Genomic DNA, 20,325 nt, shown 5'->3' with positions numbered 1-20,325 from the left:
CTCTCGATCACTCAGCGATAGGTGGACTTACTTGATGAGTCGACCTGTCTGCCAGTGAACAAGTCGATATCGAGGGGGACGGGCATTGTCCGTGGGGGGAAAGTGGCGGCGGGTCGCCGTCTGTTGCACGGCAGCGGCGCTGCTGGCGACGGGAGCGGGGCAGTACGCCGCGACTCCAGCCGTGGCCGCCGCCACGTGCCAGGGCGGAGTGGACTCCGACTTCAACGGTGACGGAGTGCGGGACACGGCCATCGCCGACCCGGAGGCAACGGTCTCCGGCAAGGAGCGCGCCGGTCTCGTCCGCGTCGTCCTCGGCGGCGGCAAGGGAGTGGCCGAGTTCTCGCAGGACACGCCCAACGTCTCGGACGCGCCGGAGGACGGCGACCGCTTCGGCTTCTCCCTCGCCGCCTACGACGCCAACGGCGACGGCTGCAGCGACCTGGCCGTGGGCGTGCCGTACGAAGACGTCGGCACCGCCGAGGGCGCCGGCCTCGTCCACCTCCTCTACGGATCCCCCGCCGGGCTCCTGCAGGGCACCCCGATCAGCCAGGGCCTGCGACAGGGCGCCGACGGCTGGGTGGGCGAACACGCCGAGGCCGGTGACCTGTTCGGCTACTCCCTCGCCACCACGGTCTCGGCGACCGACGTGGCGTACCTCGTCATCGGATCGCCCGGCGAGGACGCCGCCGCGGGGGCGGACATCGGCATGGTCGTCGCCCTCTACGGAGCGGACCTGAAGGTGTCCCGCTTCACCCAGGACAGCCCGGGCATCTGGGAGACCGCCGAGCCCAACGACCGCTTCGGGTACTCGATCGCCGCCGCCGGCCCCTGGTTCGCCGTAGGCATCCCCGGCGAATCCATCGACCAGCAGAAGGGCGCCGGCGCGATCTCCGTGTTCCGGGCCTCGATCAACGTCGACGGCGTCCCCGACCCCACGTGGAGCGGCGGCCAGGTCCGCAACGGCCTCGGCGACAGCTCGGCCGAAGCGGGTGACGGCTACGGCACGTCGGTGGCGATGGCCGCCTGCTGCGCGCCCGCCAGTACTCCCAACAAGCCGAACGGAGCCGTGCTCGCCGTCGGGGTGCCCGGGGAGGACGTGGGCTCCTTCACCGACGCCGGCGGCGTCCAGGTAGCCCAGGTCACGGCGACCGGCGGGGCGACGTGGCACGCCTGGATCACCCAGGACACTCCGGGCGTGGAAGGCGATGCAGAGGCGGGCGACCGCTTCGGACAGAGTGTGGGAATCACCCAACGGAACCTGATCCTCCCCCCGTCGCCGGGGCTGGCGCGGGTCGCGGTGGGAGTCCCGGGCGAGGACGCGAGCCCGCCCGTCAAGGACGTCGGCGGAGTCGCCGTACTGCCGTTCGTCGGCCCGCCCGGAACCGGAGACGTGTGGCTGGAGCCCGGCGACGGAGTACCGGCGACGCCCGCGGACCACGCCCTGACCGGGCTGAACCTCTTCGCCACGCGAAACGCCTTCTACCTGGGCCTCCCGTACGCCCGGGCCACCGACCGCGCCGTCCACTCCTACCCCTGGGACGTCGCCCCCGGCGGCGCGCCGACCGAGAGCTGGCGGCCCGGTGCAGGAGGTATCCCGCCGGCCAACACGGCCTTCGGCGCGACGATCCAGTGACTCCCCGCCCGCCACGGGCGACGAAGAACCAAGTGCGGCTCAGACAACCAAGGGTGGGGGAGAAGGCAGTGTCCAGGAGCATGCGCCGGCGCGGCGCGTGGACGGCGGCGGGCGCCATCGCGGTGGCGACCACGGTGCTCGCCACGAGCGGACAGCTCGGCATCGACATCGGCAACGGATCAGACGACGGCGAGATGGTGCGCACCCCGCAGTCCGGTGTCGCCGCGGCGACCCAGGCCCGGCTGAAGGCGGCCGTTGCCAAGGGGCTGCCGACCGAGGCGGAGGCCCGGGAGGCAGCCGAAGCCGCGAAGGCGCCCGTCGAGGTGACGGGCATGCGGGAGGAGCGCCGTACCGTCGTCGCCAACCCCGACGGGTCCTTCACCGCCCAGGAGTTCCTGGAGCCGGTCCGAGCCCTAGGCAGGGACGGCTGGCGGCCCATCGACACCAAACTCGCCAAGTCCGCCGACGGCCGGTGGCGGCCAGCGGCCACCACCGTGGACCTGTCCGTGTCCAACGGCGGTACCGGCCCCTTCGCCACGGTCAAACGAGCCGGCCGCGAATTCGCCCTGAGCTGGCCGGGCCGTGCGTTGCCCGCGCCCACGGTGAGCGGCGACACCGCCACGTACGCCGAGGTCCACCCCGGCGTCGACCTCGTCGTCCGCGCCGAGCCCGAGGGCTTCGGCCACTTCGTCGTCGTCAAGACCCCGGAGGCGGCGGCCAACCCCGCCGTCGCGAAGATCGAACTCGGCATGCACACCGAAGCGTTGACGGTGGGCACCACCGCGTCCGGTGACCTCCAGATCACCGACACCCAGTCCAAGGGCGTGGTCTTCGAGGCACCCGAACCGGTCATGTGGGACACGCCCGCCGCTCCGCCGCAGGCCGCGAAGGGCGCCAAGCTCGCCGCGGGGTCCGGTTCGACCGGGGCCGCCGGCGCGCCGCTCGCTCCCGCGCCCAACGCCACCGTCGCTCCCGTCGACATGACCGTCGGCAAGGACGCCCTCACCCTCGTCCCCGACAAGGCGCTGCTCACGAAGCCGGCAGCCTTCCCCGTCGTCATCGACCCGCCGCTGACCAGCCCGGCCTCCGCCTGGACCTCGGTCATCAAGGGCATGCCCAACGAACAGAACTGGAAGTTCAGCGGCAACGAGGGCATGGGCAAGTGCCCCACCGACTACAGCGCCGCGTCGTGCCAGGGCATCGACACCCGCCGCCTGATGTACACGGTCCCGCTGACGGCGTACCGCACGGACATGACGATCCTGGAAGCCACCTTCTCCGCCCGGGTCGCCCACATCTACGCCGCCACCCCAACCGCCGAACCCGTGCGCCTCTACCGTGTCGGCGGCAAGAACTTCGGCATCACCTCCAGCAGCAGTTGGAGCAATACAGACGCACTGTGGGACACCCACCTCGGCACCGTGGACAAGGCCATCCAGCCGACCGCGTGCAGCAGCTCGCCCAACCTCCACTTCGAGTCCGCCGCCAGCGGCGCGCTCGCCAAGGACGTACAGGCCGCGGTCCGCGGCGGTTGGACGAAGATGACGTTCGGCCTGCGCGCCGCCAACGAGACCCGGTTCGCGGAGTGGAAGCGGATGTGCGGCAACGCGCACCTCTCCATCACCTACAACCGTCCGCCGACCGTGCTCACCGACAAGAAGCTCTCCAGCAACCCGGGCGGCGCGTGCAACACCTCCGCGAACGGCGTCCGTGTCAGCCGACTGCCCGTGCTGTACGCCCAGCCCAGCGACCCTGACCACAGCTCCGCCTACGCCGAGCCCGTGAAGGTCGAGTTCAAGGTGGCGTGGACCGACGCGGCCGGCGTGGCGCAGACCTACCCGGCCACGACCGGCATGGCCTCGCCGGGTGCCACCTTCCAACACCAGGTGCGCGCCCTCAAGGGGACGACGATCCCCGAGAACGCCGTGGTGAGCTACTCCGCCCGGGTCAGCGACGGCGTGGTGTGGAGCGCTTGGAGTCCCACCTGCCGCTTCGTCATCGACCAGAACGTTCCCGGCGCACCGCTCGTCGACTCGCCGGAGTTCCCCCGCGAGAACCCCGGCGCGAGCGTCGGCGTGACGGGCAGCTTCACCATCTCGCCCAACACGGAGGACAACTTCGACGACGCGGTCACCAAGTACGTGTACGACTTCGACTCCGACAACCAGCCGCCGGCCACCGCGACCCCGACGGCGGTCGGCGGGCCGGTGACGGTGAAGTGGAGCCCGCAACACCGCGGCGGCCACAAGCTCTTCGTGACGTCGTACGACGGTGCGAACAACGCCAGCGAACAGACCACGTACTTGTTCGACGCGGTCACGGGCGCGCCGCCCGCCGCACAGTGGACCCTGGCCGACGGCGCGCAGGCGGACAAGGCGCGCGACACGTCGGGGAATCACCCAGCGCACATCGGCCCCAAGGTCACCCGCGACACCGCGGGCAACGGCACCGCCGCCGACCGGGTCATGGACCTCGACGGCTCCGCCGACTCGTACCTGGAGGCGGACACCTCCGTCGTGGACACCGAGCGGGGCTTCTCGGTCAGCGCGTGGGTCAAGCCCGACACCCTGACCCGGGACATGACCGTCGCCAGCCAGAACGGCTCCGGCGAGCCCGGCTTCCGGCTCTCCTACCAGGCCGCGAAGAAGACGTTCGTGTTCGCCCTGCCGACGTCAGACGTCGAGGCGATGAACGACACCACCCTCGCGACGACCCTCAACCGCACCTGCTCCGACGGCACGTCACAGCCCGTCTGCGCCGGCGAGTGGCGCCACCTCGCCGGCGTGTACGACCCGGGCACCCCCAAGCCGCTGAAGCTTTACGTCGACGGCCAGTTGCGCGCCGAGGCGGACCGCCCGCTGCCGTGGAAGGCGTACGGCACCTTCCAAATGGGTCGCGAGCGCGCCAAGACGGGCTACCGCTCCCACTGGGACGGCCAACTCGCCGACGTCCGCGCCTACAACCGCGCCACTACGGCCGACGAGGTCTCGAAGATGGTCGCGAGCAAGGTGGCCCGGCTCGGGTACTGGAACCTGGACACGGCCGGCGGGACGGGCGGGACGTCGTTCGCGGAGGCGGGCGGCGGGCAGCCGTTGGTGATGGGCGGGGGTGCGCTGCACTACGCCGAAACTCCCACCGATGTCCTTGAGGGCAACGTCATGATGTACACGACCGACGCTTCGGGAGCGGATGTTCCTGGCGGACGTCTGACCCTGAAGAACAACGGTTACGCGGCCACGGCCACCCCGCCGCTCGACGGCACGGGCAGCTTCTCGGTAACCGCGCGTGTCCGCCTCTCCAGCAAGACGGCGACGACGAAGCAAGCTGTGCTCTCCCTGCCCGGCGACACCACCAATCGATTCGTGGTCCGCTTCACCGCATCCCCTGACGGGATCACCCCCGGCCACTGGGAACTGGTCGCGCCGAAGGACGCCGGTGCCGAGTCGCCCGCCGCGATTGCCCGCGCCTATCCGAGGGGCAACCCCAACGAAGGCATCGGCCAGTTCATCACCGTCACGTACGACGCCCTGACGCAACGGCTGAGCTTGTACGTGGACGGCGAGGCGGCCTTGCCGACGCCCGGTGATCCCAACCCCGTGTCAGGTCACATCGACGGAGTCGGGATGACCTGGCCCGCCACCGGTGGCCTCCAAGTGGGTCGCGCCCGCATCAGTGCCAGTGGCTGGGGTGACCACCTCGCCGGCGAGGTGGACGACGTCCGCATCTACAACGGCGTCCTCGACCAGTCGACGATCGACCTGCTTCAGGACAACTGGGTCAAGCCGCAGTTGTAAGCGTCCGCATCGATCTCCCTCCATCGCGTCATCCGGTCGCCGTCCCCGCGGACGGCGACCGGGCCCGCCCGCCTTCACTTCCCACCTCTGCCACGGGAGTACCCATGCCTGCCCGCACCCGACGTGCGCGCTTCCCACGCGGCTCCAGAGCCGTGGCGGCCATCGTGCTGACGCTGTCGACCGCGCTCACCGCGTCGACGGTGCAGGCGGCGACCGTCTACGAGGAGAAGGTCCGCCCCTACCGGGCGGACAAGCCCACCTTCGACGACCCCGCCAAGGGCTCACCGGCCAAGGCCAAGCCGCAGCCGGTCGACACGACGAAGAAGGCGGCGGTCACCTCCCTGGGCCCGGCCCGCTGGCCCGTCGCGGGCAGCGCCACGGCCGACCTGGCGGCCGGGTCCACGACCGTCCGCCCCGGTGGCCTCCCCGTCACGCTCTCCGCCCCCACGGCACGGAAGTCGGCGAAGGCACCGGTTGCCACCACCGGCCCGGTGCGCGTCGAGGTGGTCGACCAGGCGCGTGCGAAGGCGGTCGGTGCGAGCACCCTCCTCAAGGTCACTCAGGAGGGCACCGAGGCCAAGGCGAAGAGCACGAAGGCCCGCATCGGCATCGACTACACGAGCTTCGCCGACGGCCACGGCGGCGACTACGGCGCACGCCTGACCCTTTTCCAACTCCCGGCCTGCGCCCTCACCGCCGCACCCGGCTCCCAGGCGTGCCCCCAGGCCCCCGTCCCGCTGCCGACGGTGAACGACGCCGAGAAGCAGACCCTCTCCGCGGACGTCCCGGTGGGCGTCGGCCGGAGCGCCCCGCTGCTCGCGGTGGCGTCCATCGCCGAGTCGTCCAAGGGCTCCTACGAAGCGACTCCGCTGACTCCTTCCGCATCCTGGAACGTCACCCCGTCCTCCGGCGGCTTCAGCTGGTCGTACCCGATGGACGCGGCCCCCGTCCCGGGCGGCTTCCAACCGGAGATCGGACTCTCGTACTCCTCCCAGGGCACGGACGGCAAGACGGCCATCACCAACAACCAGGGCTCCTGGGCGGGTGAGGGCTTCGGGTACGAGCCCGGCTACATCGAGCGCCAGTACAAGGCGTGCTCCGACGACGGCCACACGTCCTCGGGCGAGCTGTGCTGGGCCCACGACAACGCCACCATCATGCTCAAGGGCTCGTCCGGCCAGCTCATCAAGGACGACGCCACCGGCGAGTGGCGCATGGTCGGCGACGCCGGCTGGAAGATCGAGAAGCTGACCGGTGCCGACAACGGCGACAACGACGGTGAGCACTGGAAGGTGATCGTCGACGGCACCGAGTACTACTTCGGCCTCAACAAGCGCCTCGGCTGGGCCGCCGGAAAGCCCGAGACGAAGTCGACCTGGACGGTCCCCGTCACCGGCGACGACAGCGGCGAGCCCTGCTACAACGCCGTGTTCGCGAACGCCTCCTGCAACCAGGGCTGGCGCTGGAACCTCGACTTCGTCAAGGACCGCAACGACAACACCATCTCGTACTTCTACGAGAAGGAGCAGAACGCCTACGCCCGCGGCGGCAAGACGGACGTCAACGGCACCGAGTACACCCGCGGCGGCCACCTCGCCCGCATCGAGTACGGTCAGCGCCACGGCGCCCTGTTCACCGAAGCGGCAGCGGCCCGCGTGCTGTTCACGACCGACGAACGCTGCGACAAGACCGCGGACTTCAACTGCGCCGCCGCTAAGTGGACCGCCGCCAACGAAGCCCGCTGGCCCGACACCCCACGGGACCGCTACTGCGCGGTGGGCACCAAGTGCACCTTCAGCCAGTCCACGCCGTCCTTCTTCACCCGCAAGAAGCTCACCGCCGTCACCACCCAGGTGCGCACCGGAGCCGCCACCTACGCGGACGTCGACGCCTGGCACCTCAAGCACATCTTCACCGACAACGGTGACGGCTCGAAGACCCTGTGGCTGAACGAGATCCAGCACGAGGGCCGGGGCAACGGCGGCAGCATCAAGCTTCCGTCCGTCAAGCTCATCGGCAACGTGTTGGACAACCGGGTCGACACGATCGGCAACAACCTCTCCGCGATCAAGCGGTACCGGCTGCGCACCGTCCTCAGCGAGTCCGGTGCCCAACTCGACATCACATACAAGCCCGTGGAGTGCGCCGTCGGTTCGCTGCCGGCACCCGGTGCCTCCACCAAGCGCTGCTACCCGGTCGTCTGGGCCCCGCCCGGATACCTGGAGCCGATCACCGACTGGTTCCACAAGTACGTCGTCGCCTCCGTGCAGCAGTCCGACCGCACCGGTCAGAGCGCGCCGATGGTCACCCAGTACGACTACCTGGACGAGGCCGGCTGGCGAAAGCCCAAGCCCGACGGCATCATCGACCCCAAGTTCCTCACCTGGGGCCAGTGGCAGGGCTACGGAAAGGTCCGGGTCACCGCGGGCAACGGTGAGCAGCAGGCATCGCGCATCGACTACACCTACCTCAAGGGCTTGAACGGCGACGAGAAGCCCGGTGGCGGCACCCGTACGTCGTCCGTCACCGACTCCGACGGCACGGTCCACACCGACCGCGAGGAGTTCACCGGCTTCGAGTTGGAGAAGGCCGCGTACAACGGCACCAAGCTTGAGTCCAAGACGATCGCGACTCCTTGGTACCGCTCCACCGGCACCCAGACCCGCACCTGGGACGGCAAGCAGGTCGTCATCGACGCGGGCGTCACCGCCACCGAGCGCACCCGCGGCTTCACCGCGCTGCCCGGCGACAACAAGTGGCGCAAGGCCATGTCCGAGAACACCCTGGACACCGCGAAGGGGGTCGTCGGACGCGTCCGACAGGTCAACGACCTCGGTGACCTGTCCACCGCCGCCGACGACAAGTGCACCCGCACCGACTACGCGGACAACCTGGCCCTGGGCATCGTCTCACTCCCGAGCAGGGTCGAGACCGTCTCCGTCGCCTGCACCGCCACGCCCCAGCGCAAGACGCAGGTCATCAGCGACGGACGCACCCTGTACGACGGCAAGAAGCTCGGCGAGGCGCCCACCCGCGGCCTGGTGACCCAGTCGGAGCGGCTGATCTCCCACGACGGGACGACACCCACCTACCAGGTCACCGACGTCACCACGTACGACCTCCACGGCCGGCCCCTGTCCCAGACGGACGACCGCACCAAGGCGAGCAGCACCTTCACTTACACCGAGACCAACGGCCTGACTTCCAAGGGCACCACGAAGAACGCCCTCGGCCATGTGGTGACGACCGATTACGCGCCCGCGTGGGGCCACCCGACGGCACGCGTCGACGCCAACGGCAAGCGCGTGGACTACGAGTACGACGCGCTCGGCCGGCTGACGGGCGTGTGGCAACCCGACCACGCCAAGCTCGGCAATGAAACCCGTCCAAAGATCAAGTACAACTACCTGATCCGTCAGGACGACGTCTCCGCCGTCAAGACGGAGAAGTGGACCAACGGCGTCTACACCCCGCCGGACTACCAGCTCTTCGACGCGCTGCTGCGCCCCCGCCAGCACCAGACCGAGGGCCCCAACGGTACCCGCATGGTGGCCGACACCTGGTACGACGGCCACGGCAAGATCGCCAAGGCGAACGTCACGTACAACGCCCTCGGCGCGCCGTCCGACAAGCTCCTGGCGACCCCCGACGGCGAGGTGGGCCTCCAGACGCTGAACGAGTACGACGGCATGGGGCGCCCCACCGCCGAGATCTCCGCGATCGCTGGCCACGAGCAGTGGCGCACCACGACCAGCTACGACACCACGGCGGAGGGAAACCGGGTCCACACCGACCCGCCGCAGGGTGACATTCCCACCACCTCGATCAGCAACGAGCGCGGGCAGGTAACCGAGCTCCGGCGCTTCGAGGGCGCGGCGCCGGTCGTCAGCGGCCCGCTCGGCGCGCACACCAGCACCAAATACACCTACCGGCCCACCGGCCAGCTGTCGACGGTGAAGGACGACGACAACAACGTCTGGACGTACGAGTACGACCAACTCGGCCGCAAGACGAAGACGATCGACCCGGACTCGGGCACGTCCACGACGACGTACGACGTGGCGGACCGGCCGGCGACGGCGACGGACGCCCGCGGGAAGTCAGTCACCACGACGTACGACCTGCTGGACCGGGCGCTGGCCACGTACGACGGCAAGGCCGCCACCGACCCCAAGCTGACCGAGACCAAATACGACAGGGCGGGAGCGCTCGGGTTCGAGTACGCCTCCTACCGGTACGTCGGGCCCGACAAGTACTTCGCATCCGTCGTGACCCGTTTCGACGATTTCTACCGATCCGCCGCACAGTCGTTCACGGTGCCGGACACGGAAGGTGCACTTCAGGGCATCTACCGCTACACCACCAACTACAACCCGGACGGCACCGTCAGGTCGACCGGCCTGCCGCTCATGGGCGGTCTTCCGCAGGAGACCCTGCTCCACGGATACGACAACCTCCAGCGGCCGGTCTCCCTCAGCGGCCTGAGCAGCTACGTCACCAACACGGCCTGGACGCCGACCAGTCAGCTCTCCACGCTGACCCTGAGTACCGGCGGCAAGCAGTCCCAGCAGCACTTCTTCTACGAGAAGGGCACCGACCGCGTCGAGCGGAAGCTGGTGACGGTCGACGGCCTCGGGCGGGCGGCGAAGGACGTCCACACCTCGTACGACCTGTCGGGCAACGTCATGTCGGTCGCCGACCTCGCGGACACCAGCACCTCGGCGAAGACCGACGTCCAGTGCTACGCCTACGACGGCCAGCGCCGGCTGACCGAGATCTGGACCCCGGAGGCCACGACGGCAACCGCGGCCGGCTCCGGCACGGTCGGCATGAAGACCCCCGAGTACGCCGGTAAGACCCCCACGGCCTGCACCTCGGCCCAGCCGGGCGTGAACCCCCTCGGCGGCCCGGCGCCGTACTGGACCTCGTACTCCTTCGACAAGATCGGCAACCGTGCGAAGGAGGTCCGCCACGACGTCGGCCGCGTCGCGGCGAAGGACATCATCCGCACGTACGCCTACGGGGACGCGAACCAGAACGGCACGCCGAGGGAGGCGGGTGACGGCGGTCCGCACGCCGTCACCAAGGTTTCGGAGACGACTCCGACGGGCGTGCAGGAATCGCACTACGCCTACGACGCGGCCGGCAACACGACCCAGCGGAAGCTGAGCGGCGACACCCAGACGCTGCGGTGGAACTCCGAGGGCAAGGTCGACGAGATCACCGAGCCCGACGACCCGACGACGCCGGACAAGGACGAGTCGAAGAAGACGACGTTCCTGTACGACGCCGGGGGGAACCGCCTCAAGCGCACCGACGCGTCGGGCACCACGATCTACCTGCCGGGCGGCACCGAACTCCACCTCCCCGCCGGCCCGAACGCCACGGTCCAGGGCACCCGCTACTACAGCCACGCGGGCGAGGTCGTCGCGGTCCGCACCAGCGACGGCAAGGTCTCCTTCATCGCCGCGGACCAGCACGACACGGGCGACATCGCGATCGACGCCACGACCGGCCTGGTCACCCAGCGCCGCATGGACCCGTACGGCAACCCGCGCACCGGCAACACGGGCACCTGGCCGGGCGAGAAGGGACTCGTGGGCGGCACGATCGACGCGTCCACGGGTCTCACCAACATAGGCGCGCGCCAGTACGACTCGAATCTGGGCAAGTTCATCTCGGTCGATCCGATCATCGACCTGAGCGACCCCCAGCAGATGAACGGCTACTCGTACGCGAACGACAACCCGACGACGTATGCGGACCCGACGGGCCTTCGACCCACCTGCGGTTGGGGCTTCGACGTGCCTTGCTCTACTCCGCCCCCGGCGCCGCCGAGCAAGACACAGCAGGCGACCAACTCCGCCCAGTGGAGCGTCAACCAGGCCGAGGCGGCGCACAGCACTGCCAAGCAGCAGCTGAAGGAGGCCGGCAAGGAGCTGGGCAAGAAGCTCATGGACGTGCTGGGCATCACAGCCGCCATGGACTGTGTCTCCAGCGGCAACCTGGGTGCCTGCGGCGAAACGCTCGCGAACATCGTCTCGTACCTGAGCGGTACCAAGGCGGTTCAGGCCGCTGCAAAGGTCCTGGGCAAGAACCCGTTGAAGTGGTGGTCGAACACCAAGCGCATTGGCGGCCTCCTGGGTGACATCGTCTTCGGGCTCAAGGAGACCTGGGACACGTCTAAGAAGCTCGGCAAGGCGAAGGACAAACTTGCGGCGGCGCAGGCGAAACAGAGGAAAGTGGAGCAGAAGGGCGATGGCTGTCACAGTTTCCTGCCCGGAACGCTCGTCCTGCTGGCCGACGGATCGACGAAACCGATCGAGGATGTCGAACCCGGCGACGAGATCCTGACGACCTACCCCAAGACGGGCGAGGAAGTCGTCCGCAAGGTTGTCGGCACGATCGTCACCGAGGACGACAAAGACTTCGTCGACCTGACCGTCACCACGGACGGCGTGACGTCGTCCTTGATCTCCACCACGACGCACCCGTTCTGGGTCGAGTCGGAACGCGACTGGATCAAGGCGGGCGACCTCAAGCCGGGCATGCGCCTGACGACCCCTGAGGGTGCCGTGGCGCTGCTGGACGACACCCGCTACTTCGAGAAGCGCCAGCGCACGCATGACCTGACGATTGCGGACCTCCATGCGTACTATGTGCTCGCGGGCGCCACGCCGGTACTGGTTCACAATTGCGGAACGGGTCCCCGGGAGGGTGCGGGTCTGGGCCCAGATGAACTCATGTCGAAGGCAGAAGGGCTTCGAGATGAGTATGCCGGAGAAATGTCCCAGCTCTCCAATAGGAAGAGGCCGGCCACTGTCACAGCTGGCTACAATACGGAGACCGGACAGTATGCTGCAGGTGCATCGTCTAATGGTGTCTGCGCAGAGACATGCGTTGTCAATCAGCTCGGCGGCGATCCGTCGAAAATTGTATTCACTGCTGCCGTAAGGCCTCGAACTGGGGCGCTGATCAATATCTGCGTCTCATGTGAAGGTCAGTTCGGTCGCGGTGGGTTCAAGGGGGCGGGTACGGTGTTCGATTCAGACGTATTGAGACTCTTCGATAAATAACACTTAAGGCTGGTTGGGGCTGATATGGACCTTGAACTGAGACGGCATTCCTGGGGATCGCTCCAAGGGGTCTCTGGTGATGCTCGTGCACTCGGGGACGCCCTCCGGGACCTTTCCCATGCTGGCAGCCGGGAGGTTGCAGTGGGCGCTGCGCGCCGGGTAGAACAGGTCGTATTTGCGCAAGGACTTCTCTGTGAAGCCTCAACCGCCTTGGCGTCGAGTCTCGTTCATTGCCTTTGGCGCTGCTCGGACTCTTCTGAAGATCTAATTCTAGGGCTCCTCTCGGATATTTCGGCCGCCGTGGTGAGCGAGGAGGATCCGGGCGTATACGGTCCAGTATCCGAAGCGGAGTGCATGAAAGAGATCATCCTGGGATATCCGGCCTATGTTGAGATTCTCGAAACGAGTGCAACGCTTGATTCTCGTACGGCTTGTATCGACCTAATTCTCATGTGCGGGCTATTTGATAGCGAGCTTAGGTCTCGGTCCGTATATTTCCTGGAAAGCGCTCAAGGGCTAGCCGGGCTTGAGGGGAATCTTGGCCTAATCTCTGCCTCGATTGAAGAATTGCGAGACGCAGGCTGATTTTCTTCGAATGTCCGACAAGCATATCCGATGGTAAAGGTGATGTCGACGTTCGGGGATGAGTAGACTAGTCTCCGCCGGGTTTGATTTCGCCGAGAATTTACTGAAGGCCCGCCGGAATGCTTCCGGCGGGCCTTCGGCGCTTTGATGGCAACGTCAGCGGACGACGGCTGCGGCCGGTGGGCTGAGGGCGTTGCCGAGGGTGTCGATGGCCTGGCGTTGGAGGCGGGGTCGGACGTGGGCGTAGACGCCGGCGGTGACGCCGATGTGGGCGTGACCGAAGAGTTCCTTGATGATGACGAGTTCGACGCCCTGGTGTCGGAGCAGGGTCGCGGTCGAGCGCCCGAGGTCGTGAAGGGGATGCGGCGGAGGCCGGCTTCACGCTGAAGGATAACGGCCACGCCCGCCGCGCCGCTGGCCTGAGCCTGAGGCGATTTCTCGCCGGCGAACTCGCGAGGTCCGCGTCTACGGCGGTGTCCTGGACACATGAACGATCACGCTGCTCCAGGACACGTGGGGCGAGCCGCAACTCCAGGGATCCCGGGCTGCGTTGTGTGGTGCCCGTCGGCCCCGCGTCCAACGCCTGTGCGACGGTCTTGGGGCGCCCCGGTCCAGGGGCGCGCTCGAAGGCGGCAACCACGCCACGGATGTGAGGCAGGGCGATGGAAACGCTGATGGACGTGTTGGGAAGCGACGGGACTCGGGAGAGCTGGTGCCTTCGCGTGGACGAAGGTGACGAGTTCGGCATCACGCTGACCAGCCCAGGGGGCGCACAGTGGCACGCAGCCGGTGACGACCTGTTCGATGCGTTGAAAGGTCTCAGGCGGCAGATTGAGCCTCTCGGGTACCTGCTCCTGTGCAACGGTGCCAGGGTCGACGTCTTCCCCTCGAACATGTTGCGTGCCTCGTCGGGTGGATGGCTGGTGTACGTCTTGGAGAAGGGGAAAGCTGCGCGCAAGCAGGTCGGTGTCCTCGACTCCGCCGACCCTGCCGAGGTGGGGACCGTGGCGGAGCAGCAGGAGTACTACGAGTCATGGCTGCGCTCTCCTCGGCGGTACGGCCTTCTCGACCGGGGGCGGGATGCCCTGGCCGAGCTTTGGCACAGGTGGCGTCACCGTTGAATGGGCTCGGGCGGGCGGCTTGCGGAAACGGCAAGTCCGCTCGCCCGGGCCGGGGGCGCGTGCCAAGACTGGGGCTCCCGGTCCAGGCGAGCCAAGGAGAGCCCCGATGAGCACGAGTGAAGCGTCCGCCTTCTGGAACGACGTCTATGCGAGCCGGCCCGATGCCGGGGAGCCGGGGCCGAACGTGCGGTTGGTGGAGATCGCCGGCGGGCTGGGCCTCGGGGACGCGTTGGATCTTGGGTGTGGGCCCGGTGGGGACACGTTGTGGCTGGCGCGGCAGGGGTGGAACGTCACCGCCGTGGACATCTCCGCCGTCGCGACCGAGCGGGTCGCCGAGCTCGCGCGGAGCGCCGGGTTGGGCGAACGGGTCAGTACGGAGGCGCACGACCTGGGGGAGTCGTTCCCGGCGGGGCGGTACGACCTGGTCTCCGCGCAGTACCTCCAGACGCCGTACGACTTCGACCGGGCCGGCGCCCTGCGCGCGGCGGCGCGCAGCCTGAACCCGGGCGGGCGGCTGCTGGTCGTGGATCACGGGTCGACCGCGCCGTGGTCGTGGAACCAGGACCCGGACCTGCACTACCCGACCCCGCAGGAGGTCATCGCGGGGATCGACCTGGACCCGGCGACATGGACCGTCGAGCGGGCCGACGCGCCCCGGCGGGTCGCGACCGGGCCCGACGGGCAGACCGCCGAGGTCGTCGATCACGTCATCGTCATCCGTCGCGTCGGGTGAAGGGGAAGCCGTGAGCCGCAAGACCTCCCGCCGCCGCGACACCTCGCCCCCGCGCACCGGCGGCAGCGAAGCCGAGACCCTGCGCGGGTTCCTCGACTACCTGCGGGACTCCATCGCCGCGAAGGTCGACGGGGCGCCCGAGCCGGACGTCCGGACGGCGGCCGTGCCGTCGGGGACGAACCTGCTGGGGCTGCTCCAGCACGTCACCGCGGTCGAGCGGTGGATCTTCCTCGGGGAGGACGTCAAGGACTGGCCCGCGACGTTCCGGGCGAAGCCCGAGGACACCGTGGACGACGTCGTCGCCCGCTACCGGGACGCCGTCGCGCAGGCGAACGCCGTCCTCGACGACTGCGCCGACCTCGCCGCGCCCCTGCCCCACGCGCCCGCGGGTCGCACCGCGCCCAGCGTGCGGTGGGCGCTCACGCACACGATCGAGGAGACCGGCCGGCACGCCGGCCACGCGGACATCCTGCGCGAACTGATCGACGGCGCGACCGGACGCTGAGCCACACCCCGCGTGTGTCTTCGGGTGCCTGGACGGACCCGCGGTTCCCCTGCGGGTGGGTTGGTCTCTGCGGCCCGGTGGCGGGCTGCTCGCGCAGTTCCTCCCCCTGTGCCCTGAGGGCGTTGGGGGACTCCCAGCGCTCCTGAAACCCTTGTTCGTCTGCGGGCCGGTGGTGGGCTTGTCGCGCAGTTCCCCGCGCCCCTGTTTTGCTTCCCTTGTCGCTTGCCTGCGGGACGAGAGGTTTGAGGGGCGCTGGGGTCCCCCATGCCCTATGGGCGTAGGAGGCGGAACTACGCGAGCAGCCACGCACGGTCCGCGGAGACGAACCCACCTGCGGGGAAACGGCGAGGGTTTTTAGGGGCGCGGGGAACTGCGCGACAAGCCACAACGGACCCGCGGAGACCGACGCGTCCGCGGGGAAACGGCGGCCATGTCCAGGCGCGCAGCGCCACCGCGCGCTGGACCGTCGTGGCTACGACGAGAGCGACGCGTTGCGGGCCGTTTGGGCCAGGCCCGTCAGGAGCAGCGCGCCGCCGATGAACATCAGGACGACGCCGACCTTGGTCAGGGTGATGACCGGGGTGTCCACGCCTTCCGTGGTCAGGCGCAGGATCGCGCCGGTGGCGAAGGTGATGCCGCCTTCTAGCAGGGTCTTGAGCGACTTCTTCATGGGTGAATCGGCTCCTCCCGTTCGAGAACCAATCTAGGAAGGGAGGAGGTCCGGAGCCTCGCCTCGGAGGAGGAATCCGGAGTACATCGTTCGATGCAGGGCGGCCCGATGTGCGCCGGGCTCAGCCGACGAGGGTCTTCGGTGTGGATATGCCCTGGGGGGCGTAGGGGGACAGCACCGGGACGTCCCAGCCCAGGCGGCGGACGTGGCAGACGAGGGCCAGGGCGTGTAGGTCCACGGCCGCTTCCGGGCGGGTGGAGAGTTCGCCCATCGCGTAGTGGTCGCGGTGCTTTTCCAGGGTGTCGGCGAGGGCCAGGGCGAAGCCTTCGCGGTCGCCCTCGACGAGTTGGGAGAGGAGGTGGACGGGTGGGGCGAGGAAGGTGCCGCGTTCGCTGCGGAAGCAGACTTCGAAGGCGGTGTTCACCGCGGGCTCGGGGTCCGTGCCGCGGAGGTAGTCGTGGAGGGCGGCGCCGTAGGCGTGGAGGGGGCCGAAGTGGTCGGCGCCGGTGAGGAATTCGGGGGCGACGGTCACGCACGCGGCGAGGGCGTCGCGGTCGCCCGTGACCAGGGCGAGGGAGACCGTGGTCAGCCAGTGGTGGGCGTGGTCGTCGTAAGGATTGCGGGTCGCGGGCAGGGCACGCGTGGTGCCGGCGACGGTGACGGGGACCTGCGCACCCTGCTCGGCGAAGAGCAGTCGTAGGACGCCCGCCCCCGCCTCCGTCGCGATCCGCAGCAACTCGTGCTGGCGCGGATCGGTGCACTCGGGGTCGCTTGCCGCGCGCGCCAGGAAGGCGGTGACGTGGTCCTCCATCAGGAGGCGCAGCAGCCGGGCGACGGAGGCCGGGTCCTTGTCCTGGTCGCGGAACTCGGCGAGGGCCTTGTCGGCGTGCTTCTCGGCCCGCGCGGACGATGAGGGCTCGCCCGACGGCCCGGCCTCGCCCGACGGTCCGGCCTCGCCCGACGACCCGGGCTCGCCCCCGACGGCGTCCGGATGCTCCGGGCGCTCGATCACCAGCGGACCCGCGGCCAGCGCGGCGACCGCGTCCGGGCGCTTCTTCTTCCCGTACGCCAGCACCCGCGGCTCCGGCGGCTTGAAGCCGGACACCGGGCCGATCGGGAGGTAGCGCGACTCGACCTCCATCGGCCACTCCAGCCAGCGCACCGCCATCGCGGCCAGGGCTATCGCGTCCATCGGGAGCAGCGTGCGCGGCGCGGGGGCGCGCTCCGGGGTGCCCACCGCGGCATGGCGCTCCAACTGGGCGGCGAGGGCACGGGTGAACGCGGCCCTGTCACCTGCCGCGAGCGCCCGCAGCGTCGTCAGCGCGGCCCGGCAGGACGGCCAGTCCTCCCCGTCCGCGACGGCCGCCGCGATCTCGTCGATGCGGGCCGAACGCATGGCGTCCGAGTCCGTCCCGTCGTCCCCGATCCCGTACACGAACACCATCAGCGCGTGCACCAGCGCGGCGTCCGGCTCCGACTCGCGGCCGGTCAGCGGGACGGCCGACGTCACGAACAGGTCCGCGAAGGTGTCGCTGGCATCGGCCACGAAGGCGGGGAAGAAGGCGTCGAGCCAGACGTGCGGAGCGACGCCGTCCGGATTCTCCGGTGGACGGCTGCCGTCGTACACGACGCCGGTGCCCGTGTACTCGATGAACACGTGAGGATGCCCGGCCCGGCCGGCGCGCAGCGCGAGCGCGCCCACGCCCGCGCTCGCCGCGGACTCGCACGCCACCCGCGCGTCCTTGTCCGTCAGGTCCGCGTGCACCGTCGAGCGCGCGCCCAGGTAGTCGAGGAACGACTCGGCGATCATCTCCCAGCCGAACGCGGGCAGTTCGTCGTGCTGCATCCGGTGCACCTCGCCGCCCATGCGCTCGGCGAACCCGTCCAAAGCGCGGCTGAGCGCCGCCTGTCCCACCTCATGGCGCGCGATCCACATGGTCGTCGCCACCCCCGTTCGTCCCCGTACTTGGTGCGGTACCGCTGTGATCGCCCTCAGCATAGGGAGCCCCACTGACAGCCGCCCGGCTGCCCGTGAACACGCGGGGCGGCAGCCGGGCGGCACCCCGCGCCCGAGGGGCGTCGGGCGCGGAGGCTCTCGATGATTACGCTGAGTCAGGACTTCGAGCCGTCGGCACCTCGAACTCCGCGCTCAGGTGTACGAATTCGGGGTCGGTGAGAACGGCCTCGTACTCCGGGTCCGAGAATTCGTGACTGTGGCCTCCGGGATGCTCGGCGAATAGCGTGCACGCGTCATTCGCCGCCCCCGGTTCTCCGTTGTCCATCGAACAGTCCTGGCGGATCTTCACACAGGAAGGCTCTATTCCGTTTTCCCAGTGCGCCCAGATGCCGCCGGACCCGTCGCCGTCGTGGTCGTCGAGTTCGCGTACGAGGTCGAAATGGGGACCGTCGTCGTGTTCCTCCAGGGCGCACCGCAGTCCGGTCACGATCTGGATGGGGTGCGCCGGTGGATCGGGCCACAGGTCCTGGGTGAGGACGATCAGTTGGAGGGGGAGCGTCGCGAGCGCGGCGCACACGCGGCGTTCGGCGGCGGGTGCGCCCGGCGCTGTGGGCGGGGCTTCCTGGGCGGTCATGTGCCCCCGTTCCGTCGACTCGCCGCGTTGACCTGCGCAACGGCGGCCCGTAGCGCGTCAGCCGTACGCGGCTCGGTGGCCGGCACCGGCGTCAGGTCGTGGGGCGACGCGTCCCACTCCAACCCGCCGCCCAGCGGCCGGAGCTGTACGAGCTGGCAGAGCTGGTCCATGACGCGCCCGACCTTGTGGGTCGCGGCGTCGAGGACGACGTCACCGGGTGTCGGTACGTACGGATGCGGGTGCACATTCTCGTCTAGATCCAGGTTCACGGTCGTCTCCTGCGCGGAAAGTACTTGCCGTTCCGGAAACCTCCCGCCTTTATCTGGGCGCCCGATCCCGTCCATTCGAACGTCTGGGCGGTAATTTCGTTCCGGTCGGTCATGGCTCCTTGCCGTACCCCTTCAGTGGAATCTTTCTTTCGTCTTTCTGGAGACAAGTCTGGGGCAACTATGTAGCCTCCGGAAGGGGGTTGAGGGTGACCCCCTTCAAATCACCTCGCGAGCAGAGGAAGTGGAGTGTCGACCTATGGCCAAGCCTTACGGAGAGTGGCTACGGGAACAGCGCGTCAAGTCGGGCATGACGCAGCAGCAACTCGCGGACGCGGCGATCATGACGCGCACGCACATCACGCACATCGAGGCGGGGCGGCGGGTGCCGTCGGAGGAGGACGCGAAAAGGCTGGACCGGGCGCTGGACACGGGTGATGTGCTGACGAACTTTCGGCCGGGCGCGGATGCGCACCCTGTCGTCGACTACTTCGAGTCTGCGCTCCAGTTCGAGGCGCAGGCGTCGATCATCCGGGAGTTCGCCCTTGTGTATGTGCCAGGAATCCTTCAGACGCCGGAGTACGCACGAGCCGTGATCGGCTCGGCATACCCGCCGATCAGCGAAGAGGAGCGTGACCGCAGGGTGGACACCCGGATAGAGCGGGCGCGCATTCTGAAGGATCCGGTCGAGCCGATCGTCTGGGCGCTGTTGGACGAGGCAGTGCTCAGACGCCCGATGGGGAGTCCCGCCGTGATGGCCGAGCAACTCCACCACATCGCTGACCTGGCCGCGCGCGGGCGTATTCGGGTCCATGTCATCCCGTACAGCGCCGGGTCGTATCCGCTGCTGGAGAGCATGGTTCGACTCATGTGGTTCGAGGACCAGCCGCCCATCGCCTACGTTGAAGGAGTACAGACGGGCAAGGTCCACGACATCGCGGCAGTCGTGGAGTACATCCAGGGGAGTTACGACCTCGCTCTGGCCGAAGCGCTGCCGCTACAGGAGTCCCTTGCCCTCCTGAGGGCAACAGCGAAGGACTACGAAAGCGATGACAACTGAGCGCATAGTCCCCGATGCGTCCGTGCTGACCGGGTGGCGCAAGTCCAGCTACAGCGGTCCGAGTAACGGCGATTGCGTCGAGGTGGCGGACGGGTACACGTCCGCGTGGGGCGGGTGGCGTAAGTCCAGCTACAGCGGTCCGGAGGGCGGCGACTGCGTGGAGGTCGCCGACGGATACCCCGTCGTACCCGTACGGGACTCCAAGGTCCCCCATGGGCCCGCGCTCGTCTTCCCCGCCGCCACCTGGTCGACCTTCGTCCAGAGCCTGAAGGACGACCAGCCCGCCTGAAC

12 protein-coding genes and 1 pseudogene are annotated in these 20,325 nt (G+C 68.9%); 8 read left to right on the top strand and 5 right to left on the bottom strand.

Annotation, left to right across the window (positions count from 1 at the left end; genetic code table 11):
* Positions 1–91 precede the first annotated feature (91 nt).
* The 3 genes from ACH4E8_RS03910 to ACH4E8_RS03900 all read left to right on the top strand — a co-directional run bounded on the left by ACH4E8_RS03910 (position 92) and on the right by ACH4E8_RS03900 (position 12,503).
* Entirely contained in the window at positions 92–1,633 is a 1,542-nt protein-coding gene (locus ACH4E8_RS03910) for an integrin alpha (RefSeq protein WP_398444741.1), read from the top strand.
* Between the two features lie 68 nt (positions 1,634–1,701).
* Complete coding sequence (locus ACH4E8_RS03905; RefSeq protein ID WP_398444040.1) at positions 1,702–5,427, top strand: LamG-like jellyroll fold domain-containing protein; 3,726 nt, start codon at positions 1,702–1,704, stop codon at positions 5,425–5,427.
* A 104-nt stretch (positions 5,428–5,531) separates the two neighbouring features.
* Positions 5,532–12,503 carry a polymorphic toxin-type HINT domain-containing protein gene (locus tag ACH4E8_RS03900; RefSeq protein ID WP_398444038.1) on the top strand — a complete coding sequence of 2,324 codons (6,972 nt, stop codon included), beginning with the start codon at positions 5,532–5,534 and terminating at the stop codon, positions 12,501–12,503.
* A gap of 741 nt (positions 12,504–13,244) precedes the next feature.
* Here the strand turns inward: ACH4E8_RS03900 and ACH4E8_RS03895 are convergent.
* A pseudogene (locus ACH4E8_RS03895) lies at positions 13,245–13,477 on the bottom strand (site-specific integrase); the annotation flags it as partial.
* Positions 13,478–13,762: 285 nt separating this feature from the next.
* On the opposite strand from ACH4E8_RS03895, the gene ACH4E8_RS03890 reads away from it, so the two are divergent.
* From ACH4E8_RS03890 to ACH4E8_RS03880, 3 genes are all read left to right on the top strand, one after another.
* Positions 13,763–14,209 (top strand): hypothetical protein, encoded by a 447-nt coding sequence (locus ACH4E8_RS03890; RefSeq protein ID WP_398444036.1) that lies wholly within the window; start codon positions 13,763–13,765, stop codon positions 14,207–14,209.
* Between the two features lie 106 nt (positions 14,210–14,315).
* Positions 14,316–14,942 (top strand): SAM-dependent methyltransferase, encoded by a 627-nt coding sequence (locus ACH4E8_RS03885; RefSeq protein WP_398444034.1) that lies wholly within the window; start codon positions 14,316–14,318, stop codon positions 14,940–14,942.
* Positions 14,943–14,952: 10 nt separating this feature from the next.
* Positions 14,953–15,447, top strand: a complete 495-nt coding sequence (locus ACH4E8_RS03880; RefSeq protein ID WP_398444032.1) for a DinB family protein — start codon at positions 14,953–14,955, stop codon at positions 15,445–15,447.
* Positions 15,448–15,919: 472 nt separating this feature from the next.
* Here ACH4E8_RS03880 and ACH4E8_RS03875 read toward each other — a convergent pair whose 3' ends face one another.
* The 4 genes from ACH4E8_RS03875 to ACH4E8_RS03860 form a co-directional block, all read right to left on the bottom strand.
* The gene (locus ACH4E8_RS03875) at positions 15,920–16,117 is read right to left on the bottom strand and encodes a DUF5708 family protein (protein ID WP_398444030.1); all 198 of its coding nucleotides are present in this window, start codon (positions 16,115–16,117) and stop codon (positions 15,920–15,922) included.
* 121 nt (positions 16,118–16,238) lie between these two features.
* Positions 16,239–18,065, bottom strand: coding sequence for an immunity 49 family protein (locus ACH4E8_RS03870; protein WP_398444028.1), 1,827 nt, complete (start codon positions 18,063–18,065; stop codon positions 16,239–16,241).
* A 154-nt stretch (positions 18,066–18,219) separates the two neighbouring features.
* Entirely contained in the window at positions 18,220–18,708 is a 489-nt protein-coding gene (locus ACH4E8_RS03865) for a hypothetical protein (protein ID WP_398444026.1), read from the bottom strand.
* Positions 18,705–18,977 (bottom strand): hypothetical protein, encoded by a 273-nt coding sequence (locus ACH4E8_RS03860; RefSeq protein WP_398444024.1) that lies wholly within the window; start codon positions 18,975–18,977, stop codon positions 18,705–18,707. The genes ACH4E8_RS03865 and ACH4E8_RS03860 overlap by 4 nt, the downstream gene beginning before the upstream one ends.
* A gap of 256 nt (positions 18,978–19,233) precedes the next feature.
* On the opposite strand from ACH4E8_RS03860, the gene ACH4E8_RS03855 reads away from it, so the two are divergent.
* Positions 19,234–20,034 (top strand): Scr1 family TA system antitoxin-like transcriptional regulator, encoded by an 801-nt coding sequence (locus ACH4E8_RS03855; RefSeq protein ID WP_398444022.1) that lies wholly within the window; start codon positions 19,234–19,236, stop codon positions 20,032–20,034.
* Positions 20,024–20,323, top strand: coding sequence for a DUF397 domain-containing protein (locus ACH4E8_RS03850; RefSeq protein WP_398444020.1), 300 nt, complete (start codon positions 20,024–20,026; stop codon positions 20,321–20,323). Before ACH4E8_RS03855 ends, ACH4E8_RS03850 begins: the two co-directional genes overlap by 11 nt.
* Positions 20,324–20,325: the final 2 nt, after the last annotated feature.

This window comes from Streptomyces sp. NPDC017979 (genome assembly GCF_044328175.1).
Lineage (GTDB): Bacteria > Actinomycetota > Actinomycetes > Streptomycetales > Streptomycetaceae > Streptomyces.
This window is presented reverse-complemented; position numbering and strand designations above follow the sequence as displayed.

Excerpts from the sequence above, each read along its gene's own strand:
- ACH4E8_RS03900 (WP_398444038.1), top strand. The coding sequence starts at position 5,532 with ATGCCTGCCCGCACCCGACGTGCGCGCTTCCCACGCGGCTCCAGAGCC.
- ACH4E8_RS03890 (WP_398444036.1), top strand. The coding sequence starts at position 13,763 with ATGGACGTGTTGGGAAGCGACGGGACTCGGGAGAGCTGGTGCCTTCGC.
- ACH4E8_RS03885 (WP_398444034.1), top strand. The coding sequence starts at position 14,316 with ATGAGCACGAGTGAAGCGTCCGCCTTCTGGAACGACGTCTATGCGAGC.
- ACH4E8_RS03875 (WP_398444030.1), bottom strand. The coding sequence starts at position 16,117 with ATGAAGAAGTCGCTCAAGACCCTGCTAGAAGGCGGCATCACCTTCGCC.
- ACH4E8_RS03865 (WP_398444026.1), bottom strand. The coding sequence starts at position 18,708 with ATGACCGCCCAGGAAGCCCCGCCCACAGCGCCGGGCGCACCCGCCGCC.
- ACH4E8_RS03855 (WP_398444022.1), top strand. The coding sequence starts at position 19,234 with ATGGCCAAGCCTTACGGAGAGTGGCTACGGGAACAGCGCGTCAAGTCG.
- ACH4E8_RS03850 (WP_398444020.1), top strand. The coding sequence starts at position 20,024 with ATGACAACTGAGCGCATAGTCCCCGATGCGTCCGTGCTGACCGGGTGG.